This window comes from Streptomyces sp. NPDC056479, from assembly GCF_042795335.1.
Lineage (GTDB): Bacteria > Actinomycetota > Actinomycetes > Streptomycetales > Streptomycetaceae > Streptomyces.
In genome coordinates, this window is record NZ_JBHTRZ010000004.1 from 533,406 (window position 1) to 557,507 (window position 24,102).

A 24,102-nucleotide genomic window follows, 5' to 3' on the forward strand; every position below is an offset into this window, starting at 1 on the left:
GCCGGCCTACTCGGCCTGCAGCACCAGCAGCGCCAGATCGTCCTCGGGCGGACGCCCGCCGAACTCGTGCACCAGCCTCCGGATCCGTTCCGCGATCAGCTCGGCGTTCAGCCCGGTGCAGCCGGCGAGCGCCGTCGCGAGACCGTCGCCGTCGTCGAACTGGCGGGAGCCGCTGCGCCGCTCCGTCACCCCGTCCGTCACACACAGCAGGGTGTCGCCGGAGCGCAGCTCGAAGGTCTCGCTGGTGTACGTCGCGTCCTCGACGACCCCGAGCAGGGTCTGCGGCTGTGCGGCGGTGTGCACCTCGCCGTCCTCACCCAGCAGCAGCGGCAGCGGGTGGCCGGCGGAGGCGAGGGTGCAGCGGAGGCCGCCGTCGAAGGGGGTCAGTTCGCCGTAGAGCAGGGACAGGAAGCGGGTCTGCGGCCCGTCGCCCGGAGGGGCCGGGCCGACCAGGGCGCGGGCGGCGGCGTCGGCGGCCTCCGTGGCGTCGTCGAGGAGGAGCTGGTTGAGGCGGTCGAGGACGTCGGAGACCCGGTAGCCCTCGCGGGCCAGCAGCCGCAGCCAGGGCCGTGCGATGCCGATCACCACGGCCGCCTCGGGGCCCTTGCCCTGGACGTCACCGATGGCGAAGCACCAGCGGCCGTCGCCGGCCGGGAACAGGTCGTAGAAGTCGCCGCTCGGACCGCCCTTGTCGCACGGCTCGTAGACGAGGGCGCTGGCCACCCCGGGGATCTCCGCGACGGCGCCGGGCAGCAGTCCGCGCTGCAGGACCCGGCTGATGGTGGCCTGCCGGGCGTACTGGCGGGCCGCGCCGATGGCCAGGGCCACCCGGCGGCTGAGGTCCTCCACGAGCCCGGTGACCTCGTCGGGAAAGCGCACGAGGTCGGCCCGCCCGATGACCAGCGTGCCCAGCGGGTGGCCGCCCGCGATCAGGCGGTACGCGAGCGCCGTGCCGGCCGCGTGGCGTGCGCCGAGCGCCTCGCCGGGCCAGGGATAGGGGACGGGCCCGGTGCGGTGGTTCTCGGGCGGTAGCGGCGGCTCCTTCTCCAGGGCGCTGCGGAGTTCCTCGATGAGGTTCTCGGAGCCGTGCCAGACCCGGGCGAGCCGGGGACCGGTGCCCGCGGTGCCGTCCACCGCCCAGCCGGCGCCGCCCGCCGCCTCGCCGGAGCGGGGATACCCCCAGCGCCCGGCGACCTCGTCCTCCAGCCACACCGCGCACCAGTCCGCGAGCCTGGGCACGATCAGCTGGCCGGCGAGCGCGGCGACGAGGTTCTCGTCGAGCTGCCCGGCGAGCAGGTCGGAGGCCTCCGCGAGGAAGGACAGGGCGCCCCGGTTGAGCCAGTCCCGGTCCCGCTCGGCGCGCTGCGGCTCGGGCGCGAGAATCTCGGCGACGCGCAGCCCGCGCTCCAGCGCGCGCTCCTCGGCGTACGCCTCGATGTCGTCCTTGGCCGCCACCGGGTCCTCGGCGGGCAGCCGCGCCCACACCGTCTTGGCGCCGGTGCGATAGGTGACGCCCCAGGACTCCGCGAGCCGGGACACCAGCCTGAGCCCGCGCCCGTACTCCGGTGTCTCGTACGGCGCCTCCAGCTCTCCGTCGCGCGGGGCCCGCGAGGGGTGGTGGTCCAGGACCTCGACGAGCAGGGCGCCGGTGTCCCGCTCCAGTCGGCAGCTGAGCTCGACCTCGGTACCGGCGTGCACGACGGCGTTGGTGACGAGTTCGCTGACGGCCACGACGGCGTCGTCGACGAGACGGTCGCTGAGGTGCTCGGTGCCGGGCAGACCGGAGGCTGCCCATTCGGTGAGGGCGTTGCGTACGAGGGTGCGGGCGGAGCCGGGGGAGAGCGGACTGCCGGGGAGGGTGGTGCGGGTCACCGCGTCCGCCGTCTCCTGCGCAGGCGCATCACAGGCACGGGTGACGGTCTCCCGTTGCACCGGAATGGCCCCCATCTACAGCTCCCCGAACGGTTCGGACGAATACGCCTCAGCGGACGCCGACAGAGTGACAGACTGGCCACGCCCATAAGCACCGAGTTACCGAAGTGGGCCGCCATGAGTGAGAACCGTGCTACGCGTGTGCTCGAAGACGGACAGAAAGACGGTCAAATTCGAGCATCGGATCTGCGCCCGCTGCTCGCCGCGATGACCGCGGCCCGGGACGGCGACTTCCGCAGGCTCCCGGAGACCGGTGAGGGGGTCGTGGCCGAAATGACCGCGATCTTCAACCAGATCATGGACCGCAGCACCCACTTCAACGGAGAAGCGCAGCGCGTCAAAAGGGAGCTGATCCGGCACGGCCGTCTCGACGAGCGGCTCTCGGCCAGTCCGGGCCCGGGTGACTGGACGAGCCGCGTCAACGACGTGAACCATATTCTCGACGCCCTCGTGGCGCCGGCGGCGAACGCCACGCGTGTGCTCGACGCGGTGGCCGGCGGCGACCTCACCCAGCGCGTCGACCTGCACGACGGCAGCCGCCAGTTACGCGGCGACCTGCGCCGGCTCGGCCGGGCCGTGAACAAGATGGTCGACCAGCTCTCCCTGTTCACCGGCGAGGTGACCCGCGTGGCCCGCGAGGTCGGCACCGAGGGCCGGCTCGGCGGACGGGCCAAGGTGACGGGCCTGTCGGGCAGTTGGCGGGACGTGACCGAGGCGGTCAACGCGATGGCGTCCCGGCTGACGGCCCAGGTGCGGGACATCGCGGCGGTGACGACGGCCGTGGCCCGCGGCGACCTGACCCGCACGGTCACCGTCGAGGCGACCGGCGAGCTGCTGGAACTGAAGCTGACCGTGAACACCATGGTGGACCAGCTCTCCGCCTTCGCCGACGAGGTCACGCGCGTCGCCCGCGAGGTCGGCACGGAGGGGCAGTTGGGCGGTCGCGCCCAGGTGCGAGGCGTCTCCGGGGTCTGGAAGGACCTCACCGACAACGTCAACTTCATGGCGTCGAACCTGACCTCCCAGGTCCGCAACATCGCCCAGGTCACCACCGCCGTGGCCAACGGCGACCTCAGTCAGAAGATCACCGTCGACGCCCAGGGCGAGATCCTCGAACTCAAGTCGACCATCAACACGATGGTGGACCAGCTCTCCGCCTTCGCCGACGAGGTGACGAGGGTCGCCCGCGAGGTCGGCACCGAGGGCAACCTCGGCGGCCGGGCCCAGGTGCGAGGCGTCTCCGGCGTCTGGAAGGACCTCACCGACAACGTCAACTTCATGGCGGACAACCTCACTTCGCAGGTCCGCAACATCGCCCTGGTCTCCACCGCCGTAGCCCAGGGCGACCTCGGCAAGAAGATCACGGTCGAGGCGAAGGGCGAGATCCTGGAGCTGAAGTCGACCATCAACACGATGGTGGACCAGCTCTCCGCCTTCGCCGACGAGGTCACCCGCGTCGCCCGCGAGGTCGGCACCGAGGGCAACCTCGGCGGCCAGGCCCAGGTCCGGGGCGTCTCCGGCGTCTGGAAGGACCTCACCGACAACGTCAACTTCATGGCGCTGAACCTGACCTCCCAGGTCCGCAACATCGCCCAGGTCACCACCGCCGTCGCCAACGGCGACCTGTCGAAGAAGATCACCGTCGACGCGCGCGGCGAGATCCTCGAGCTGAAGGACACCGTCAACACGATGGTCCAGCAGCTGCGCGCCTTCGCCGACGAGGTCACGCGTGTGGCCCGCGAGGTCGGCACGGACGGCCGGCTGGGCGGCCGTGCGCAGGTGCTGGGCGTCTCCGGGGTGTGGCGGGACCTGACCGACAACGTCAACTACATGGCCGACAACCTCACCTCCCAGGTCCGCAACATCGCCCAGGTCACCACCGCGGTGGCCAACGGCGACCTCTCCAAGAAGATCGACGTGGACGCCCGCGGCGAGATCCTGGAGCTGAAGACCGCCATCAACACGATGGTCGACACGCTCTCCTCCTTCTCCTCCGAGGTCACCCGCGTGGCCCGCGAGGTGGGTTCCGAGGGCCAGCTCGGCGGCCAGGCCCGGGTGGAGGGCGTCTACGGCACCTGGAAGCGTCTGACGACGAACGTCAACGAGCTGGCGTCGAACCTGACCACCCAGGTCCGCGCGATCGCCGAGGTCGCCTCCGCCGTGGCCCAGGGCGACATGTCGCGCTCGATCAGCGTGGAGACCCGCGGCGAGGTCGCCGAGCTGAAGGACAACATCAACCTGATGGTGGCCAACCTGCGCGAGACCACTCGCGCGAAGGACTGGCTGGAGTCCAACCTGGCCCGGCTGGCCGCGCTGATGCAGGGCCACCGCGATCTGATGGAGGTCGCCGACCTGCTGCTGCGCGAGCTGACGCCGCTGGTGAACGCCCAGTACGGCGCGTTCTTCCTGGCCGACCCGAACGAGGACAGCGCCACTCTGCGCACCACCGTTCCCACGAAGGGGCTCGCGTTCATCGCCGGATACGGCTCGGCCCAGGGCGCGACCGTCGAGACCGGCGGTCTCCCGGTGCACGGGCTGGTGCGGCAGGCGGCCCGCGAGAAGAAGCGGATCCTCGTCGAGGAGGCCCCGCCGGACTACATCAAGATCAACAGCGGGCTCGGCGAGGCGGCGCCCACCAGCGTCGTCATCATCCCGATCCTGTTCGAGGACAAGCTCCTCGGCGTGATCGAGCTGGCGTCCTTCTCCCGCTTCTCCGATGTGCACCTGGCGTTCTTCGACCAGTTCGTGAACACCATCGCCGTCGCGATCAACACGATTATCGCCAACTCCCGTACGGAGTCCCTGCTCGGCGAGTCCCAGCGGCTGGCCATGCAGCTCCAGGAGCGCTCGGACGAACTCCAGATGCAGCAGGCGGAGTTGCAGCGCTCGAACGCCGAGCTGGAGGAGAAGGCCGCCCTGCTGGCGACGTCGTCCCAGTACAAGTCGGAGTTCCTGGCGAACATGTCGCACGAACTGCGCACTCCCCTGAACTCCCTGCTGATCCTGGCCCGTCTGCTCTCCGACAACCCGGACGGCCATCTCTCCGACCAGGAGGTCCAGTTCGCGACGACGATCCACCGGTCGGGCTCGGACCTGCTCCAGCTGATCAACGACATCCTGGACCTGTCGAAGATCGAGGCCGGCCGGATGGACGTACGCCCGAAGAAGCTGCCGCTGATCAAGCTCCTCGACTACGTCCACGCCACCTTCCGTCCGCTCACCCTGGACCGGGGGCTCGCCTTCGAGGTGTCGGTTGGCGAGGACGTGCCGCGCGAGATGTACTCGGACGAGCAGCGTCTGCAGCAGATCCTGCGCAACCTGCTGTCCAACGCGATCAAGTTCACCGCCTCGGGCCGGGTGGAGCTGCGCGTGGGCCGGATGAAGGACCCCGAGCGCCGCTATGTCCGCGAGAGCGACGACGTGATCGCCTTCGCGGTCTCCGACACGGGCATCGGCATCGCGGCGGAGAAACTCCCGGTGATCTTCGAGGCGTTCCAGCAGGCCGACGGCACGACCAACCGCAAGTACGGCGGCACGGGCCTCGGTCTGTCCATCAGCCGGGAGATCGCGGGCCTGCTGGGCGGCCGTATCGTCGCCGAGAGCGAGCCCGGCACCGGCTCCACGTTCACGCTGTACGTCCCGGTCGTCAGCCCCGGTCACTCCGCGACCGGCCCGACGCCCGAGGACCGTTCGCTGCCGGTGCCGGAGCAGCTGTCGTCGGAGCCGTACCAGGCGACCCACGACGCGGACGACTCATGGCCGACGCCGACCAAGCTGGAGGCGTGGCAGACGGGCCGGGCGGGCCAGGTCCTCCCCGGCCGCCGGGTGCTGATCGTGGACGACGACATCCGCAACGTCTTCGCGCTCACCCATGTGCTGGGCCGGGTCGGCATGCCGGTCCTGTACGCGGAGAACGGCCGCGAGGGCATCGAGACACTGGAGCGCACCCCGGACGTCGAACTCGTCCTGATGGACATCATGATGCCGGAGATGGACGGATACGAGACGATCTCCGCCATTCGCCGCACCCCGCGCTGGACGAACCTGCCCATCGTCGCGCTGACCGCGAAGGCCATGCCCGGCGACCGGGAGAAGTCCATCGCGGGCGGCGCCAACGACTACGTACCGAAACCGGTGGACGTGGATCAGCTGCTCACCGTCGTCTGCGACCTCCTGGACCCCGAGGGCGCGGACGCGGCGGGCCGTGCCGCGCGGCCGGACACCACCGCAGTACCGGGACCGGACACTTCCGAGGGGGAAGAGGTCCCGCCGACCATCACCGAATGAGGCCACTTCACCATGAGCGCTGAGGCTACGACCGACGAGCGTGCCGGCATCCTCCTCGTCGACGACATGGAGGACAACCTGATCGCGCTCGAGGCCGTCCTGGGGTCCCTCAACGAGCCGATAGTCCGCGCACGTTCGGGCGAGGAGGCCATGAAGGCGCTGCTGCGGCAGCGCTTCGCCCTGGTCCTTCTGGACGTCCGCATGCCGGGCATGGACGGCTTCGAGACCGCCACCAACATCAAACGGCTCGACCAGACCAAGGACGTCCCGATCATCTTCCTGACCGGCGCGGAGGACGAGCCCGGCTACGCCTTCCGCGGCTATGCGACGGGCGCGGCGGACTACCTGACCAAGCCGTTCGACCCCTGGGTGCTACGCGCGAAGGTGGCGGTGTTCCTGGACCTGTACCGCAAGAACAGGCAACTGGAGCACCTGCTGAGCCGCGAACACATCCAGAGCAAGAAGCTGAGCACGCAGCTGGAGGCCCTTGAGGCCCAACTCTCCGAGGACACACCCCCGAACCTGCCGGACCTACGTGCAAGGGTCCACGAGATACGCCGACTTGTCGGAAAGGGCTGACCTTGCCTACCTAAGGGGCGCGGGGAACTGCGCGAGCAACCACGGACCACCCGCAGCCGCCGCTGGTCCCCCGCCACCCCTCCGCTACGGCGCTACGCCTCGCGAGAGCCCGCGTACATCTCCTCGATCAGATCCTTGTACTCCCGCTCCACAACCGGCCGCTTCAGCTTCAGACTCGGCGTGATCTCCCCGTGCTCCACATCGAGGTCCCGCGGCAGCAGCCGGAACTTCTTGATCGTCTGCCACTTCTGCAGCCCGGCGTTGAGCTGCCGCACATACTCGTCGACCATCTCGACGGTGGCGGGCGCGGCGACGATCTCCGCGTACGACTTGCCGCCGAGCCCGTTCTCCTCGGCCCAGGCCACGATCGCGACCTCGTCCAGGGCGATCAGCGCCGTGCAGAAGTTCCGGTCGGCCCCGTGCACCAGGATGTTGGAGACGTAGGGGCACACCGCCTTGAACTGTCCCTCGACCTCGGCGGGCGCGATGTACTTGCCGCCCGAGGTCTTGATCAGGTCCTTCTTGCGGTCGGTGATGCGCAGGTATCCGTCCGGGGACAGCTCCCCGATGTCACCGGTGTGGAACCAGCCGTCGCTCTCCAGCACCTCGGCGGTCTTCTCCGGCAGCCCGTGGTAGCCCTCCATGATGCCGGGGCCGCGCAGCAGGATCTCGCCGTCGTCGGCGATACGGACCTCCGTGCCGGGCAGCGGCTTGCCGACGGTGCCGGTGCGGTAGGCCTCGCCCGGGTTCACGAAGGACGCGGCCGAGGACTCGGTGAGGCCGTAGCCCTCCAGGATGTGGATGCCGGCGCCGGCGAAGAAGTAGCCGATCTCCGGAGCGAGCGCGGCCGAGCCGGAGACACAGGCGCGCAGGTTGCCGCCGAAGGCCTCGCGGATCTTGGCGTACACGAGGGTGTCGGCGACCTTGTGCTTGGTGGCCAGGCCGAACGGCGCGGAGTGGGTGCCGGTGCGCCGGAAGTTGTCCTGCGTGACCTTGGCGTACTCGCGGGCGACCTCGGCGGCCCACTGGAAGATCTTGTACTTGGCGCCGCCGGCCGCGCGGGCCTTGGCGGCGACCCCGTTGTAGACCTTCTCGAAGATGCGGGGCACGGCCGCCATGTACGTCGGCTGCACGACCGGCAGATTCTCGATGATCTTGTCGACGCGGCCGTCGACGGCGGTGACGTGGCCGACCTCGATCTGGCCCGAGGTGAGCACCTTGCCGAAGACGTGCGCGAGCGGCAGCCACAGGTACTGCACGTCCTCCGCGCCGACCAGCCCGGTCGCGGCGATGGCCTTCGCCATGTACGACCAGTTGTCGTGCGGCAGCCGTACGCCCTTGGGGCGGCCGGTGGTGCCGGAGGTGTAGATCAGAGTGGCCAGCTGGTCCTTGGTGATCGCACCGACCCGCTGCTTGATCAGCTCGGGGTCCTTCTCCAGCCGGGCCGCTCCGCGGGCCTCCAGCTCGGCGAGGGTGAGCACCCAGTCACCGGTCTCGACGCCGGCTCCGTCGATCACGACGACATGGGTGAGGTTCGGCAGCTCGCCGCGCTTCTCCACCGCCTTGGCCAGCTGCGCCGCGTCCTCGGCGATCAGCACCCGGCTCTCGGAGTCGGAGAGGATGAACGCCGACTCCTCGGCGTTGGTCTGCGGATAGATGGTGGTCGTCGCCGCGCCGGCGCACATGATGCCCAGGTCGGCCAGTATCCACTCGAGCCGGGTCGAGGAGGCGAGGGCCACCCGCTGCTCGGGCTGGACACCCAGCTCGATGAGCCCGGCCGCGATGGCGTAGACCCGCTCGGCGGCCTGCGCCCAGCTCAGCGACTTCCAGTCGTCCACACCCTGCCCCGAGGGGGCCGGTACCGGATAGCGATACGCCTCGGCGTCCGGCGTGGCCGTCACGCGCTCCAGAAAGAGGGTCGCCACACTCGGCGGACGGTTCTCGATCAGTGTCTGTGTGTCGCTCACGACATCCTCCGGGGGCCCGCGACTGTGCGGCTGGTTCCACTCACGTTGTTTAACTCGCGAGTAACTATCGAGCAGGGATCAGAGTAAAGGTCAGCGGCCCACTGCGTAAGTGCCCGCGTGCTGTCACTTCCTCCACAGCGTGCCCAGGACACACACAGGGGCCCACCGCACTTTCGTACGACGGACCCCCGATGCGGCGATTTGCCGGGTGACCCCGTGTTACCTGCGGTTACTTCTTGCCCTTGCCCGACCCCGCGCTGTCATCGCTGCTCAGTACGGCGATGAAGGCCTCCTGCGGAACCTCCACGGAACCCACCATCTTCATCCGCTTCTTGCCTTCCTTCTGCTTCTCCAGCAGCTTCCGCTTACGGGAGATGTCACCGCCGTAGCACTTGGCGAGGACGTCCTTGCGGATGGCGCGGATGGTCTCGCGGGCGATCACCCGGGAGCCGATGGCCGCCTGGATCGGCACCTCGAAGGCCTGCCTCGGGATGAGCTCGCGCAGTTTGGCGACGAGCCGCACACCGTAGGCGTAGGCCGCGTCCTTGTGCGTGATCGCCGAGAACGCGTCGACCTTGTCACCGTGCAGCAGGATGTCGACCTTGACCAGGCTGGAGGTCTGCTCGCCGGTGGGCTCGTAGTCGAGCGAGGCGTAGCCACGCGTCTTCGACTTCAGCTGGTCGAAGAAGTCGAAGACGATCTCCGCGAGCGGCAGGGTGTAGCGGATCTCGACCCGGTCCTCGGAGAGGTAGTCCATGCCCAGGAGGGTGCCGCGCCGGGTCTGGCACAGCTCCATGATCGAGCCGATGAACTCGGTCGGCGCGAGGATCGTGGCGCGCACGACCGGCTCGTACACCTCGTTGATCTTGCCCTCGGGGAACTCGCTCGGGTTGGTGACGACATGCTCCGTGCCGTCCTCCATGTCCACCCGGTAGACCACGTTCGGCGCGGTGGCGATCAGGTCGAGGCCGAACTCGCGCTCCAGCCGCTCCCGGATGACGTCCAGGTGCAGCAGGCCGAGGAAGCCGACGCGGAAGCCGAAGCCGAGGGCGGCGGAGGTCTCCGGCTCGTAGACCAGCGCGGCGTCGTTGAGCTGGAGCTTGTCCAGGGCCTCGCGCAGCTCCGGGTAGTCCGAGCCGTCCAGCGGGTACAGGCCGGAGAAGACCATGGGCTTGGGGTCCTTGTAGCCGCCGAGGGCCTCCGTGGCGCCCTTGTGCTGGCTGGTGACGGTGTCACCGACCTTGGACTGGCGGACGTCCTTCACACCCGTGATCAGATAGCCCACCTCGCCGACGGCGAGGCCGTCGGCCGGGAGCATCTCGGGCGAGTTGGTGCCGATCTCCAGCAGCTCGTGCGTGGCGCCCGTCGACATCATCTTGATGCGCTCGCGCTTGTTGAGCTGGCCGTCGATGACACGGACGTAGGTCACGACACCGCGGTAGGAGTCGTAGACCGAGTCGAAGATCATGGCGCGGGCGGGCGCGTCCTGGACTCCCACGGGCGCCGGGATGTCGGCGACGACCTTGTCCAGCAGCGCCTCGACGCCGAGACCGGTCTTCGCGGACACCCTCAGCACGTCGCCGGGCTCGCAGCCGACGAGGTTGGCCAGTTCCTCGGCGAACTTCTCGGGCTGCGCGGCGGGCAGATCGATCTTGTTCAGTACGGGGATGATCTGGAGGTCGTTCTCCATCGCCAGGTAGAGGTTGGCGAGAGTCTGGGCCTCGATGCCCTGGGCCGCGTCGACGAGGAGGACGGTGCCCTCACAGGCGGCCAGCGACCGCGACACCTCGTACGTGAAGTCGACGTGCCCCGGGGTGTCGATCATGTTGAGGATGTGCGTCTTGCCGGAATCGTGGGTGGGAGCCCACGGCAGCCGCACCGCCTGGGACTTGATCGTGATACCGCGCTCACGCTCGATGTCCATCCGGTCGAGGTACTGAGCACGCATCTGCCGCTGCTCGACCACACCGGTCAGCTGGAGCATCCGGTCGGCGAGCGTGGACTTGCCGTGGTCGATGTGCGCGATGATGCAGAAATTGCGGATCAGCGCCGGGTCGGTACGGCTCGGCTCGGGCACATTGTTAGGGGTCGCGGGCACGCAGGGTCCTGTCTCTTGAGGCGCCTTATGCCTCGGGTCGGATCTATACGTAGGTTCCATGGTCCCATGGGCGGCGACCGGCGACCGTTTTGGGCCGTCGGCCGAGCCACTGGTAGCCTGGGTGGCTGTGTCTCATGCCCTCTCAGCGCGAGACACACTCCAGAAAATCACCGGCACGGGTCCCACACGGCCCCGTGCCAGAACCTGAAAAGGCTCATCAGTGGCGAACATCAAGTCCCAGATCAAGCGGATCAAGACCAACGAGAAGGCTCGGCTGCGCAACAAGGCCGTCAAGTCCTCCCTGAAGACCGCGATCCGCAAGGCCCGTGAGGCAGCTGCCGCGGGTGACGTCGAGAAGGCCACCGAGTACCAGCGCGAGGCCGCGCGGGCGCTCGACAAGGCCGTCTCCAAGGGCGTCATCCACAAGAACCAGGCCGCCAACAAGAAGTCGGCGCTTGCTTCGAAGGTCGTCTCCCTCAAGGGCTGACACTTGATTTGATCGCCGGAGGGAATCGAGCGGGCCCTCTCTCATCCGCTCCCGTCCGGCACCCCGAGCCTGTACGCGGCCTGCGTTCGCCACGCGGGTACGGGCTCCACATCGTGAACCGAAGGCCCCGGCGCCCGCTCTTCCCCAGAGCGGGTGGCGGGGCCTTCGGCATGTCACCGGTTTCGGGCGGCGGTCACGACCAGAAGTCGTCGGCCATGTCGATGTCCGCGACGCATTCGTCGAGATCGGTCATCTTGTCCCCGACGATCCGGAAGACGATGCCTCCGTTCTCGTCGATGTGCTTGTTGCCCCGGTCGGCGGTGAAGCGGTGCACGGACATGGCATGTCCGCGTCCGTCGACAAGAATGTCGCGCAGCTCGACCTGGAACGAGCCGCCGGTCTCCGAGTAGAGCCGGCCGTAGTACCCGTCGAGGATCGAGTCGATCCCCTTGTAATCCCCCGAGAGCGAATGTGAGCCGGGCACATGGTGTGTGCAGTCCCCGGTCATCATGCCGCGCAGGGTGTCCATGTCTCCGCGCTGGAAGGCTTCGTAGCCCTTGCGGACGAGAGCCGCGTGCGGGTGTTCAGCCATGTCTGATCGCCACCTTTCCCAGTCTCCGGCGATGTGGGGCTGATACGCCCGATTCTCCTCTCGCGCCCCTAACCGCGCCCCCTGGACCGAGCGGCCCGCGCGATCGTCACGACCGCCTTCTCCAGGGCGTACTCGGGGTCGTCCCCGCCGCCCTTCACACCGGCGTCGGCCTCGGCGACCGCCCGCAGCGCGACGGCCACTGCGTCGGGCGTCCAGCCCCGCATTTGCTGGCGTACCCGGTCGATCTTCCAGGGCGGCATGCCCAGCTCGCGCGCGAGATCGGCGGGACGGCCGCCCCGCGCGGAGGACAGCTTGCCGATGGCCCGCACACCCTGGGCGAGCGCGCTGGTGATCAGGACGGGGGCCACGCCCGTCGCCAGCGACCACCTCAGCGCTTCCAGCGCCTCCGCCGCCCGCCCCTCGACCGCCCGGTCGGCGACGGTGAAGCTCGACGCCTCGGCCCGGCCGGTGTAGTACCGCCCGACGACGGCCTCGTCGATGGTCCCCTCGACGTCGGCGACCAGCTGACTCACCGCGGACGCCAGCTCGCGCAGATCGCTCCCGATGGAATCGACCAGCGCCTGACAGGCCTCGGGGGTCGCCGACCGTCCGGTCGCGCGGAACTCCTGCCTGACGAACGCCAGCCGGTCCGCCGGCTTGGTCATCTTCGGGCACGCCACCTCCCGCGCGCCCGCCTTGCGCGCGGCGTCGAGCAGCTTCTTGCCCTTGACCCCGCCGACATGCAGCAGCACCAGCGTGATCTCCTCGGCGGGCGCCGCGAGATACGCCGTCACGTCCTTGATCGTGTCGGCCGACAGATCCTGCGCATTGCGTACGACGACGACCTTGCGCTCCGCGAACAGCGAGGGGCTGGTCAACTCGGCCAGCGTGCCCGGCTGCAACTGGTCCGGGGTCAGGTCCCGCACATCCGTGTCGGCGTCGGCGGCCCTGGCGGCGACCACCACCTCCCGCACGGCACGGTCGAGCAGCAGCTCCTCCTGGCCCACGGCGAGGGTCACGGGGGCGAGGATGTCGTCGTTCGCACTCTTCTTGGCCATCGCGACAAGGATGGCACGCGCCACTGACAACCCCCGCCGGCGCCGGAACGCCTATCGGGCTACGGCTCCTCCCGCCACCCGTCCCACTCCCCCGCGAACTCGTCCAGCTCCGCCGGATCCAGCCGCTTGTGCTCGTCCCGCAGCACGACGAGCCACTGCGCGTCCTCGGCATCGTCCTCGCCGGCCAGCGCGTCGCGCACCAGCCGCGGCTCCTCATCTATTGCGAACCGCTCCCCGAGTGCCTCCGCGGCCTCCGCCGCCGCGTCACGGTCGGGCAGCACCAGCACATGTCTCACATCGCTCACGGAAGCCATTCTCAGGCACCCGACGAGGCGCGGACTCCGGCTCAGCCCGTCCGTACGAGCTGCACGTCCAGGTCGACCCGGATACTCGGCCCCACCACCGCGATCCCGCGCGCCAGCATCGTCTGCCAGCTCACCGTGAAGTCGTCCCGGTGCAGCTCGGTCGTGGCCCGGCACACCGCCCGCACCTCGCCCTCCATGCCGTTGCCGAGTCCGAGGTACTCCGTGTCGAGCGCGACCGTCCGCGTCACCCCGTGCAGCGACAACGCCCCCGTCACCTCCCACCGGCTGCCGCCCTTGTGCACGAAGCGCTCGCTGTAGAACTCCAGCGTCGGGTACCGCACCACGTCCAGGAAGTCCGCCGACCGCAGATGGTCGTCACGTATCCGCACACCCGTGTCGACGGACCCCGCGTCGATCACCACATGCATCGCCGACCGCTCGACGGGCTCGGCGATCCGCACCGCCCCCGCGAACGAGTCGAACCGGCCGTGGATCCGGGCCAGCCCGATGTGCCGCGCGGTGAACTTGATCGACGTGTGGGCCGGCTCGATCTCCCAGTCGCCCGGCGCGGGGAGCTCCGGCGGCTGGGCGACCTGGAGGGTCACATCCCCGAGCGCGGCGAGCGCGTTCTCCGCGACCGTCGTGGTCGTCCGGTACGGGGTGTACCCCTCGGCCGACACCGCGAGCCGGTACTCCCCCGCCGGCACGGTGGTCACGAACGACCCGAACGGATCCATCCCCCCGCTGACCACCGTGCGCCCCATGCTGTCGCTCACCGCGAACTCCGCGTGCCGCACGGGCTCGTTGACCGGATCGAGCACCCGGCAGCTCAGCACCCCGGCGCTCGGAGGGGTCTCCAGGGCCGCCAGCGGGCTCGTCGGCGCTTGTTGCTCCGGGCTCGTTCGTCTTCCCAACCAGCGGCCGATCATCCTCGCCACCCCTGTACGCCTCGACGTCACGCGTTGCCGAAGGGGCATTCGACCACCGCCGAGTTTTTCGGGGCAACACGGGATCACATCGTGGGAAACCGGCACATGCGCTGGTTCTACGCATGAGTAGCACCCGTGGGTTCCCGACAGGCACCGGTGCCGATGTGCCGGGCCGCCCGCCGCTGCCCGAATCAGTGGCCCCGGCCGGCCCCGCTCACCGTCGGCACCCGGTCCAGCTCAATCCCGAACCGCTCCCGGTAGACCCTCAGCACCTCCTCGTCCGTGCCCAACTCGCGCTCCTCACGGGTCCCGTCCGCCGCCGTCGCCTTGAACGTGCGGCCGCTGAGCGTGATCCGCCCTCCCTCCTCCGTCACCCGCGAACACACCAGCGACTGCGTGAAGTGCGAGACCGGCGAGGTGCTGTGCCACCATGCCCCGGCCACGAAGTCGCCGAGCGCCCGCGGCCGCCGGTCCAGGCGGTACAGCGCCCTGCCGTCCATGACGACGTCCAGGTCCGTCGCCTCCTCCAGGTCGTGCCCGCCACGCACCCCGGCCGCGTCCGGCCCGGCCTCGACGACCCGGAACACACCCGCCGGATCCAGCTGCTCACCCCGCGCCTCGAACGCCAGCGGATAGTGGCTGTGCGCCCCGAAGCCGACGTCCGCCAGCCACGCGCCCCCGTCCACGGTCCCCACCTTCAGCGCCATGTGGTCGAAGGGGATCCCGAGCCGTTCCTCCTTCCCGTAGACCCGCCCCGCGAGCCGCGTCACATCGAAGCCCAGCACGCCGAGCAACGCCCCGAACACCCCGTTCAGTTCGTAGCAGAACCCGCCCCGCCGCGCGCCCACCACCTTGTCCAGCAGCCGCTTCTCCTCCAGCACGATCTCCTCGCCGAGGTGGATCGACAGGTTCTCGAACGGCACGGTCTGCAGATGGCGCAGTTGCAGCTCACGCAGCACGTCCACGGTGGGCCACGCCGGGTGCTCGACTCCCAGGCGCCGGAGATAGGCATCAACCTCTACGGAATCCATGACCTCAGTCTCCCGCCACGGCGAGCTCCGCGCCCGCACCCGCGACCGCGATCGCGCCGTCCTCGTCCGTCCGCAGCACCACCGCGCCCTGCGCCCGCAGCGCCGCCACGGTGCCGGGGGCCGGGTGCCCGTACGGGTTGTCCTCCCCGCAGGAGATCAACGCCAGCCTCGGCGCCGCGCGGCGTATGAGCTCCGGGTCCTGGTACGCCGAGCCGTGGTGGGCGACCTTCAGCACGTCCACGCCGCCCAGCACCGCCGCCGCCGGCGATCTCAACAGCGCGCGCTGGGCCGGGGGTTCCAGATCACCGAGCAGCAGCAGCCGCAGCCCCGCCGACCGGGCGAGCAGGGTGACGCTGGCGTCGTTCGGGCCGTCCGGGGTCAGGGCCGGGTGCGGTGGCGGCCACAGCACCTGCCAGCTCAGCGAGCCGGCACGCCGCTCCTCCCCGGCCGCGGCCCGCGTCACGGGAATGCGCCGGGCGGCCGCCTCCCTTCGCACGAACTCCGCCTGGTCCTCCGGCTCTTCATGCCCCGTCGTCTCGATCGCGCCCACCTCTCGACCGCGCAGAACGCCGGGCAGGCCCGCCACATGGTCGGCGTGGAAGTGGGTCAGCACGACGAGCGGGATCCTCTTGATGCCCAGCGTGCGCAGGCAGCGGTCGACCAGCGTCGGATCGGGGCCGGCGTCCACGACCACGCCCGTCCCCTCGCCCGCCGCGAGCACCGTCGCATCTCCCTGGCCGACGTCGCACATCGCGAACCGCCACCCCGGCGGCGGCCACCCCGTGACGACCCTGGTCAGGGGTGGTGGCTGTACCACCGCCAGCAGAACCAGCGCCCCGCAGAGACCGCACCACCAGGGGTGCCGCAGCAGCCGACGGCCGACGAGCAGGACGACCACCGTGGCCAGGGCCAGCAGCGCCGCCCCGGTCCAGCTGCCGGGCCAGTCCACTCCCGCGCCGGGCAGTGCGGCGCCGGTCCGGGCGATGTCCGCGATCCACCCGGCCGGCCAACTCGCGCACCAGGCCAGGGCCTTGGACACCGGCATCGCCACCGGTGCCGTGGCCAGCGCCGCGAAGCCCAGCACCGTGGCCGGCGCGATGGCGAACTCCGCGAGCAGATTGCAGGGCACCGCCACCAGGCTCACCCGGGCCGACAGCACCGCCACGACCGGCGCGCACAGCGCCTGCGCGGCAGCAGCGGCCGCCAGCGCCTCGGCCAGCCTCGGCGGCACCCGCCGTCTGCGCAGCGCCGCGCTCCACCGGGGCGCGAGGGTGAGCAGGGCGCCCGTCGCCAGGACGGAGAGCAGGAAGCCGTAGCTGCGGGCCAGCCACGGGTCGTACAGGACCAGCAGCAGTACGGCCGTCGCCAGCGCCGGGATCAGCGATCTGCGGCGCCCGGTCGCCAGGGCGAGCAGTGCGACGGCCCCGCAGGCCGCGGCCCGCAGCACACTCGGGTCCGGCCGGCACACGATGACGAACCCGAGGGTGAGCGCTCCGCCGAGCAGCGCGGTCGCCCGCAGCGAGACGCCGAGGCGCGGTGCGAGCCCACGGCGCTCGGCCCGTTGCGCCAGGCCGGGCGGGCCGATCAGCAGGGCCAGGATGATCGTGAGGTTGCTGCCGGAGACGGCGAGCGTGTGCGTGAGGTCGGTCTCCTTGAACGCCTCGTCCAGCTCCGGGGTGATCCGCGAGGTGTCCCCGACGACCAGCCCCGGCAGCAACGCCCTCGTATCCGCCGGCAGCCCGTCGGTCGCCTCACGAAGCCCACCGCGCAATCGCCCCGCCAGTCGCTGCGCCGCCGACGGCTCCCCCACGACCTGCGGCGCGAAGGCGTCCCGCACCCTCAGCACGGCCGCGATCCGGTCCCCGCCGGACAGGGCGGGCGCAAGCCGCGCGGTCACCCGCAGACGGGTGGAGGGGAGGAGGTTCAGCCAGGGTGAGGGGCGGGCGACGGAGGAAGACCGCGGCGGCTCGTCTGCGTCACCCGAGGGCCCCCTGTCCGCGTCGCGCGGCGACTCGTCTGCGTCGCCCAAGGGCCCCCTGTCCGCGTCGCGCGGCGACTCGTCTGCGTCGCCCAAGGGCCCTCTGTCCGCGTCGACGATCATCAGCACCGGTGCCCGCGTCACCACCGCCGTGCCGTCCGCCTTCTCGACGCGGCGTACGTCCGCGTCGATCAGCACGGAGGTCGGGGCCATGTGATTGCCCTTGACCCGGGGCCGGGTGAGCCGGGGGTCGGCGGTGAGCTCGACCTCTGCGGTCACCGTGGCGTACTCCCGCGCCAGCCCCGGCACCGGCCCACGCCGCAGATCGGCCCCGTGCAGCGCCGCGGAAGCGGCGGCCGCGGCCACGCAGAGGAGCAGAGCGGCGACGGAGGTACGGGGCCAGGTCATGCGTGCGGGCAGCGAGGTCTGCTTACGCGGTCTGGTGAGCCGACCCGGTCGAGAATCCGGTCGGGTCTCCGGTCGGGAATCCGCCCCGGCCCCGGCGGGCCGACCAGCGCCCGTCCCACCCCGCCGCATCAGCAGCAGCACGCCCGCCGCCAGCAGACAGACCACCGCCGTGCCGGTCACCCACTCCGGCGCGGCGTCCAGCATCAGCGCCGCCGTTGCCCAGGCGGCGAGCGCCGGTGGGACGAGGCGTAGGTCCGTCGGTCCTTCCTGCCGGGGGTGTGCGGCGCCGAGACGTCGTCCGGACTCGGCGTGGACAGCGGTACGGGTGGGGGCGAGGTCGGAGGCTCGGAAGTCGCGGCCTTCGTGCCTCATGGCCGTACGAGATTCTGCAGATCGGCGAAACGGCGATCGCCGATGCCGTTGACCTCGCGCAGCTCGTCCACCGAGCGGAAGCCGCTGTGCTGGGTGCGGTAGTCGATGATGTGCTGGGCCAGCACCGGTCCGACGCCGGGGAGGGTGTCGAGCTGGTCCACGGTGGCGGTGTTGAGGGAGACCGGCGCGGTGGGTGCGGCGCCTGGAGCCGCAGCGCCGCCCGTGCCCGCGCCCGGAGCGGTCCCGGGCAGGGCGGCCGGAGCGCCGACGATCACCTGCTCGCCGTCCACCAGGAACCGGGCCCGGTTGAGACTGTCGGTGTTCGTGCCGGGACGCACCCCGCCCGCCGCGCGCAGAGCGTCCGCGACGCGCGAGCCCGCCGGCAGCCGATGGATCCCCGGCTCGCGCACCTTGCCGCCGACGTCCACCACGATCTCGGCCGCGGCCGTGGCTGCGACACCCTGCGCACCGGCACCCGATGCGGTCGCGCCGGCCTCCCCGCCCTGCTCCCCTCCGCCGTAAGGAGCCGCCGCCCGCACCACCTCGGGTGCCCGCACGGGCTGTGCCCGCCCGGCCCAGAAGTGCTGCATCGCGAAACCGGCGGCGAGGACGAGCACCACGGTGAGCGCGACCACGCTCCGCCCGCTCCAGCCCGCATCGCGCCTGCAACCACACCGGCATCCGCTCCCGCAAAGCCAGCCCGGCCCGCGCCTGCCAGTCCCCCGCGCCGCCCAGCTCAGCGCGCCCGGAATCAGCGCCGGCCCCAGTCCCGGCCTCGGCCTCGTGAACCCCCTCAGCCTCCCCGGGACGAGCTCCCTCCCCCCGAGCCGGTGGCCCCGCCCCCGACTCCCTCCACTCCCCCGTCCGTTCGGCGAAGATCACCTCCGCCCGGCGCCGCAACTCCTCAGCCGAGGCATGGCGCTGCCGGGCCCTCCCTCGGACCTGAGCGCCGCGCCGGTGGCGGACCCGGCCGTCGGAGTACCGGCCGCGGCCGGGCCCACTGCTCACCGTCGTCGTGGCTGTGCGTGTACGTGATCGAAGTGCCATGCGACGAGGATCGGACACCTCGCCACACCCGCGATGATCTTGCTCAATTCCCGGGGATTACCGCCCAGTTGTGGATAACCCCGCCACCCACACGAGTGACACACCCACCCAACAGGCAGGTCGGCAAGCCCATCAGCAGGCCGTTCGCAGACCGCTCAACGAGGCGAAACCACAACGCCCAGCAACCCGGGCCCGGTATGCGCCCCGATCACCGCCCCCACCTCGCTCACATGCAGATCCGCCAGCCCCGGCACCCGCGCCCGCAAACGATCCGCCAGCGCCGACGCCCGGTCGGGAGCGGAGAGATGGTGGACCGCGATGTCGACCGGTGCGCTGCCCGCCCGGTCGGCCGCGATCTCCTCCAGGCGGGCGATCGCCTTGGACGCCGTCCGCACCTTCTCCAGCGGGCCGATCCGGCCGCCCTCCAGCTGCAGCAGCGGCTTCACCGCGAGCGCGGAGCCCAGCAGGGCCTGTGCGGCGCCGATACGGCCGCCGCGACGCAGATAGTCGAGGGTGTCGACGTAGAAGTAGGCGGCCGTGCCCCCGGCCCGCTTCTCGGCGGCCGTGACGGCCTCGTCCACCGTGCCGCCCGTCTCCGCCGCCTCCGCCGCGGCGAGCGCGCAGAACCCGAGCGCCATGGCGACCATCCCCGTGTCCACCACTCGCACCGGCACCGGAGCCTCGCGCGCCGCGAGGACCGCCGCGTCGTAGGTGCCGGAGAGTTCGGCGGACAGGTGCAGGGAGACGATGCCGGTGGCGCCCGCCTCGGCGACCTTGCGGTAGTGCTCCGCGAAGACCTCGGGGCTGGGGCGGGAGGTGGTGACGGGACGTCGCTTCTGCAACGCCTGGGCGAGGGAACGGGTGGAGATCTCGGTGCCCTCGTCCAGCGCCCGGCCGCCTACGACCACGGTCAGGGGTACCGCTGTGATGCCGTGGCGCTCCATCGTCCGGGGCGGCAGGTAGGCCGTTGAATCGGTGACGATAGCGACATGGCGGGACATGAGCTGGAGGTTACCTGGCGTAGTGCCCGGGCGGCAGCCCGACCCCGCTCAGCCGGTGAAGCCTTGACCGGAGCGGCTCGTGGTCACGCGGGCTCAAGTCGTGCTCTCCGGGCGGGGTTTCTTCTGCCAGGGATACGTCGGGCGAGGTCCGGGCGGGTTGATGGCGGGCCGTGTGGGCTCCTCGGCCCGCTGCGACTGAGGGGTGTCCGGCCAGGTCTGCTCGGTCGTCGTGCCGGAGTCGGTGGCGGGTGCCTCCGGCCACGGGGGCGGCGTCGACGCCGGACGCTCCGACGACGAGGATCCGGTGGTCGAGGTCGAGGTAGGTGTCGCCGCAGGCTCGGCCGTCGCGGATCCGGTCGCCGAGGTCCCCGTCGTCGGGGACTCCGTCGTCTGCCAGTGCCGCAGGGCGCCGGTCTCCACGTCGATCTGTGCGCTGAGGCTGTCCAGGTCGTCGTCGGCGAAACGGCTCGCGCGGTCGCGGGCCGCCCAGCGCAGGGAGTCGGCGGCCTGGACGATGCGCTCGGTGCGCTCGCGCAGGTCGGGCAGCCGCTCGGTGAGGGTCGCGCGGTCCGGCTCGGACTCCAGGCGGCGGAGTTCGGCGTCCAGTTCGTGCCCGTGTGCGCTGAGGCGGTCGAAGAGGCCGAGGGACTCCTTGAGGGACTCGTCCTCGGTCGCGCCCGCGTGCAGGGCGTCCTGCGTGGACCGCATGGAGGTGCGCAGCTTCAGCCGCAGCTGGGCGATCTCGCCGGCCGGGCCGGTCTGGGCGAAGGACTTGGCCCGCAGCGTGTGGTCCTCGACCGTGCGCCGCGCGTGTGTGATCGTCTCGTCCACCCGGCGCTTGGCCGCGCCGACCACCTTGACCGTGGCGTACGCGCCGAGCACGACGAAAAGCACGAAGAGCAGGGCGAAGACTGCGATCACTGCTTCCACGAGCTCCTCCTCCGACCGGCGGCGCCTCACGCCGCCTCACTCTTCAACGGTAAACGCAGCGGGCAGGCCCGGAGTTCCAGAGAAACCCCGAACCTGCCCGTAGGGGATCACCCCGAGCCAAGATCACCCGGAGCATCCGCCGCCGAAGTCCTACGCCGGAACGATGTTCACCAGCTTCGGCGCCCGCACGATCACCTTCCGGATCCCGGCCCCGTCCAGCGCCGCCACGACCTTCTCGTCGGACAGCGCGACCTTCTCCAGCTCCTCCTCGGAGATGGCCGGCGAGACCTCCAGGCGGGCCTTGACCTTGCCCTTGATCTGCACGACGCAGGTCACGGTCTCGTCCACGACGTAGGCCGGGTCGGCGACCGGGAAGTCCTGGTGGACCACCGAGTCGGTACGGCCCAGCTTGCGCCACAGCTCCTCGGCGATGTGCGGGGCCAGCGGCGCGGCCATCAGCACCAGCGACTCGGCGACCGAGCGCGGTACCGTGCCGCCCGCCTTCGTCAGGTGGTTGTTCAGCTCGGTGACCTTGGCGATGGCCGTGTTGAACCGCATGCCCTCCAGGTCCCCGCGCACCCCGTCGATCGCCTTGTGCAGGGCACGCAGCGTGTCCTCGTCGGGCTCGGCATCGGCGACCGTCACCTCGCCGGTCGTCTCGTCGACGACGTTGCGCCACAGCCGCTGCAGCAGCCGGAACTGGCCGACCACCGCGCGCGTGTCCCACGGTCGGGAGACGTCCAGCGGGCCCATCGCCATCTCGTACAGGCGCAGCGTGTCGGCGCCGTACTCCGCGCAGATCTCGTCCGGAGTGACCGCGTTCTTCAGGGACTTGCCCATCTTGCCCAGCAGCCGGGAGACCTTCTCGCCCTGGTAGTGGTACGCGCCGTCGCGCTCCTCCACCTCTGCGGCCGGCACCGCGATGCCACGACTGTCCCGGTAGACGTAGGCCTGGATCATGCCCTGGTTGAACAGCTTGTGGAACGGCTCCGCGGAGGAGACGTGGCCCAGGTCGAACAGCACCTTGGACCAGAAGCGCGCATACAGCAGGTGCAGCACCGCGTGCTCGGCGCCGCCGACGTACAGGTCGACGCCGCCGTGCGGCTGGCCCTCGCGCGGGCCCATCCAGTACTGCTCGATCTCCGGGTCGACCAGCTTCTCGCTGTTGTGCGGGTCCAGGTAGCGCAGCTCGTACCAGCAGGAACCGGCCCAGTTGGGCATGGTGTTGGTCTCACGCCGGTAGCGCTTCGGGCCGTCGCCCAGGTCCAGCGTGACGTTGACCCAGTCCTCGTTGCGCGACAGCGGCGTCTCGGGCTGGGTGTCGGCGTCGTCCGGGTCGAAGGTGCGCGGGCTGTAGTCCTCGACCTCGGGCAGCTCCAGCGGCAGCATCGACTCGGGCAGCGCGTGGGCGATGCCGTCCTCGTCGTAGACGATCGGGAAGGGCTCGCCCCAGTAGCGCTGGCGGCTGAACAGCCAGTCGCGCAGCCGGAAGTTGACCGTGCCCTCGCCGACACCGGACCGCTCCAGCCAGTCGGTGATGCGCGCCTTGGCCTCGGCCACGCCCAGGCCGTCCAGGGAGATGTCGCCGTTGGAGGAGTTGATGATCTTCGCGTCGTACGACCCGAAGGCGTTCTCCCACGTCGAGGTGTCCGTGCCCCGCCCGTCCGTCGGCTCGACGATGCAGACGATCGGCAGCTCGAAGGCGCGCGCGAACTCGAAGTCACGCTGGTCACCCGCCGGAACGGCCATGATCGCGCCGGTGCCGTAGCCCATCAGGACGTAGTCGGCGATGAAGACGGGGACCTGCTCGCCGTTGACCGGGTTGGTCGCGTACGAGCCGATGAAGACGCCGGTCTTGTCCTTGGCCTCGGCCTGGCGCTCGACGTCGGACTTGGAGGCGGCCTGCGCGCGGTAGGCGGCGACGGCCTCGGCCGGGGTCGCGTGACCGCCGGTCCACACGTCGTGCGTGCCCTCGGGCCAGGCGTCCGGGGTGAACTTCTCGACCAGCGGGTGCTCGGGCGCCAGCACCATGTAGGTCGCGCCGAACAGGGTGTCGGGGCGCGTGGTGAAGACCGTGATGCGCTCGCCGTCCACGGGGAAGTCGACGCGGGCGCCCTCGGAGCGGCCGATCCAGTTGCGCTGCTGCAGCTTGATGGCCTCGGGCCAGTCCAGCTCGTCCAGGTCGTCCAGCAGCCGGTCGGCGTAGGCGGTGATCCGCATGTTCCACTGGCGCAGCTTGGCCTTGAAGACCGGGAAGTTGCCGCGCTCGGAGCGGCCGTCGGCGGTGACCTCCTCGTTGGCCAGCACGGTGCCCAGCCCGGGGCACCAGTTGACCGGGGAGTCGGAGGCGTAGGCCAGGCGGAACTCGCCCAGGACGTCGGCGCGCTCGGCCTCGGTCAGCTCACTCCACGCGCGCGTGTGCCCCGGTACGGCACGCTCACCCGACTCGAAGGCGGCGACCAGCTCGGCGATCGGCCGGGCCTTGTCCGCCTCGTCGTCGTACCAGGAGTTGAAGATCTGCAGGAAGATCCACTGGGTCCACTTGTAGTAGTCCGGGTCGATCGTGGCGAAGGACCGGCGCTTGTCGTGACCCAGGCCCAGCCGGCGCAGCTGGACCTTCATGTTCTCGATGTTGGCCTCGGTGGAGACACGCGGGTGCGTGCCGGTCTGCACGGCGTACTGCTCGGCGGGCAGGCCGAAGGCGTCGAAGCCCAGGGTGTGCAGCACGTTGTGGCCGGTCATGCGCTGGAAGCGCGCGAAGACGTCGGTGGCGATGTAGCCCAGGGGATGGCCGACGTGCAGGCCCGCACCGGAGGGGTACGGGAACATGTCCATGATGAACTTCTTGGGCTTGGCGACCAGCGCGGGGTCGCCCGCCAGGTCACCCTTGGGGTTCGGCGCCGCGTACGTGCCGTCGACGTCCCAGAAGTCCTGCCAGCGTGCCTCGATCTCGGCCGCCATGGCGGCCGTGTAGCGGTGCGGCGCGGCCACCTCGGCGGTGGCAGCGGGGTTCGTCTCGCTCATGATCCTCAAAGCTCCATCGATCGTCTCTGCCAGCGGCTGCGGTTCTCTGGAAACGAAAAATCCCCTCGCACAGGAGG

The 24,102-nt window shown here is 70.6% G+C and carries 15 protein-coding genes and 1 pseudogene; 3 read left to right on the forward strand and 13 right to left on the reverse strand.

What is annotated here, in order from left to right; translation table 11 throughout:
• Positions 1–6: 6 nt before the first annotated feature.
• Entirely contained in the window at positions 7–1,947 is a 1,941-nt protein-coding gene (locus tag ACFQ6S_RS18980; protein ID WP_383410588.1) for a SpoIIE family protein phosphatase, read from the reverse strand.
• 192 nt (positions 1,948–2,139) lie between these two features.
• On the opposite strand from ACFQ6S_RS18980, the gene ACFQ6S_RS18985 reads away from it, so the two are divergent.
• Positions 2,140–6,219 (forward strand): HAMP domain-containing protein, encoded by a 4,080-nt coding sequence (locus ACFQ6S_RS18985; protein WP_383410591.1) that lies wholly within the window; start codon positions 2,140–2,142, stop codon positions 6,217–6,219.
• Positions 6,220–6,231: 12 nt separating this feature from the next.
• Positions 6,232–6,798, forward strand: coding sequence for a two-component system response regulator (locus ACFQ6S_RS18990; protein ID WP_383410593.1), 567 nt, complete (start codon positions 6,232–6,234; stop codon positions 6,796–6,798).
• A 92-nt stretch (positions 6,799–6,890) separates the two neighbouring features.
• Here the strand turns inward: ACFQ6S_RS18990 and ACFQ6S_RS18995 are convergent, their stop codons facing one another.
• Together ACFQ6S_RS18995 and lepA are read right to left on the reverse strand one after the other, a co-directional pair.
• Positions 6,891–8,765 (reverse strand): AMP-dependent synthetase/ligase, encoded by a 1,875-nt coding sequence (locus tag ACFQ6S_RS18995; protein WP_383410596.1) that lies wholly within the window; start codon positions 8,763–8,765, stop codon positions 6,891–6,893.
• Between the two features lie 229 nt (positions 8,766–8,994).
• The gene (lepA, locus tag ACFQ6S_RS19000) at positions 8,995–10,863 is read right to left on the reverse strand and encodes a translation elongation factor 4 (RefSeq protein WP_383410599.1); all 1,869 of its coding nucleotides are present in this window, start codon (positions 10,861–10,863) and stop codon (positions 8,995–8,997) included.
• 220 nt (positions 10,864–11,083) lie between these two features.
• Between lepA and rpsT the strand changes: the two genes are divergently transcribed.
• Positions 11,084–11,350: a 30S ribosomal protein S20 gene (rpsT, locus tag ACFQ6S_RS19005; RefSeq protein ID WP_383410602.1), complete on the forward strand. Its 267-nt coding sequence runs from the start codon at positions 11,084–11,086 to the stop codon at positions 11,348–11,350.
• A 193-nt stretch (positions 11,351–11,543) separates the two neighbouring features.
• On the opposite strand, the gene ACFQ6S_RS19010 is transcribed toward rpsT, so the two are convergent.
• The 10 genes and pseudogenes from ACFQ6S_RS19010 to leuS form a co-directional block, all read right to left on the reverse strand.
• Complete coding sequence (locus ACFQ6S_RS19010) at positions 11,544–11,942, reverse strand: nuclear transport factor 2 family protein (protein ID WP_383410605.1); 399 nt, start codon at positions 11,940–11,942, stop codon at positions 11,544–11,546.
• A gap of 68 nt (positions 11,943–12,010) precedes the next feature.
• Positions 12,011–13,000 carry a DNA polymerase III subunit delta gene (gene holA, locus ACFQ6S_RS19015; protein ID WP_383410607.1) on the reverse strand — a complete coding sequence of 330 codons (990 nt, stop codon included), beginning with the start codon at positions 12,998–13,000 and terminating at the stop codon, positions 12,011–12,013.
• A 59-nt stretch (positions 13,001–13,059) separates the two neighbouring features.
• Positions 13,060–13,305 (reverse strand): hypothetical protein, encoded by a 246-nt coding sequence (locus ACFQ6S_RS19020; RefSeq protein ID WP_383410610.1) that lies wholly within the window; start codon positions 13,303–13,305, stop codon positions 13,060–13,062.
• A 41-nt stretch (positions 13,306–13,346) separates the two neighbouring features.
• A complete protein-coding gene (locus ACFQ6S_RS19025) occupies positions 13,347–14,234 on the reverse strand; it encodes a YceI family protein (protein WP_383410613.1) in 888 nt (295 codons plus the stop codon).
• Positions 14,235–14,425: 191 nt separating this feature from the next.
• Positions 14,426–15,265: an arylamine N-acetyltransferase gene (locus tag ACFQ6S_RS19030; RefSeq protein ID WP_383410616.1), complete on the reverse strand. Its 840-nt coding sequence runs from the start codon at positions 15,263–15,265 to the stop codon at positions 14,426–14,428.
• Positions 15,266–15,269: 4 nt separating this feature from the next.
• Positions 15,270–18,023: a ComEC/Rec2 family competence protein gene (locus tag ACFQ6S_RS19035; RefSeq protein WP_383410619.1), complete on the reverse strand. Its 2,754-nt coding sequence runs from the start codon at positions 18,021–18,023 to the stop codon at positions 15,270–15,272.
• Positions 18,020–19,070 (reverse strand): annotated as a pseudogene (locus ACFQ6S_RS19040) (helix-hairpin-helix domain-containing protein). The gene ACFQ6S_RS19035 and the pseudogene ACFQ6S_RS19040 overlap by 4 nt, the downstream one beginning before the upstream one ends.
• A 155-nt stretch (positions 19,071–19,225) precedes the next feature.
• Positions 19,226–20,071 (reverse strand): DegV family protein, encoded by an 846-nt coding sequence (locus ACFQ6S_RS19045; protein ID WP_383410622.1) that lies wholly within the window; start codon positions 20,069–20,071, stop codon positions 19,226–19,228.
• Between the two features lie 93 nt (positions 20,072–20,164).
• Positions 20,165–21,001 (reverse strand): hypothetical protein, encoded by an 837-nt coding sequence (locus ACFQ6S_RS19050; protein ID WP_383410624.1) that lies wholly within the window; start codon positions 20,999–21,001, stop codon positions 20,165–20,167.
• A 150-nt stretch (positions 21,002–21,151) separates the two neighbouring features.
• Entirely contained in the window at positions 21,152–24,025 is a 2,874-nt protein-coding gene (gene leuS / locus ACFQ6S_RS19055) for a leucine--tRNA ligase (RefSeq protein WP_383410627.1), read from the reverse strand.
• Between the last annotated feature and the right edge of the window lie 77 nt (positions 24,026–24,102).

Coding starts and splice junctions, on each gene's coding strand:
- holA (WP_383410607.1), bottom strand. CDS start 13,000: ATGGCCAAGAAGAGTGCGAACGACGACATCCTCGCCCCCGTGACCCTC.
- ACFQ6S_RS19035 (WP_383410619.1), bottom strand. CDS start 18,023: ATGAGGCACGAAGGCCGCGACTTCCGAGCCTCCGACCTCGCCCCCACC.
- ACFQ6S_RS19030 (WP_383410616.1), bottom strand. CDS start 15,265: ATGGATTCCGTAGAGGTTGATGCCTATCTCCGGCGCCTGGGAGTCGAG.
- ACFQ6S_RS18985 (WP_383410591.1), top strand. CDS start 2,140: ATGACCGCGGCCCGGGACGGCGACTTCCGCAGGCTCCCGGAGACCGGT.
- ACFQ6S_RS18980 (WP_383410588.1), bottom strand. CDS start 1,947: ATGGGGGCCATTCCGGTGCAACGGGAGACCGTCACCCGTGCCTGTGAT.
- ACFQ6S_RS18990 (WP_383410593.1), top strand. CDS start 6,232: ATGAGCGCTGAGGCTACGACCGACGAGCGTGCCGGCATCCTCCTCGTC.
- ACFQ6S_RS19010 (WP_383410605.1), bottom strand. CDS start 11,942: ATGGCTGAACACCCGCACGCGGCTCTCGTCCGCAAGGGCTACGAAGCC.
- ACFQ6S_RS19025 (WP_383410613.1), bottom strand. CDS start 14,234: ATGATCGGCCGCTGGTTGGGAAGACGAACGAGCCCGGAGCAACAAGCG.
- leuS (WP_383410627.1), bottom strand. CDS start 24,025: ATGAGCGAGACGAACCCCGCTGCCACCGCCGAGGTGGCCGCGCCGCAC.
- ACFQ6S_RS19045 (WP_383410622.1), bottom strand. CDS start 20,071: ATGTCCCGCCATGTCGCTATCGTCACCGATTCAACGGCCTACCTGCCG.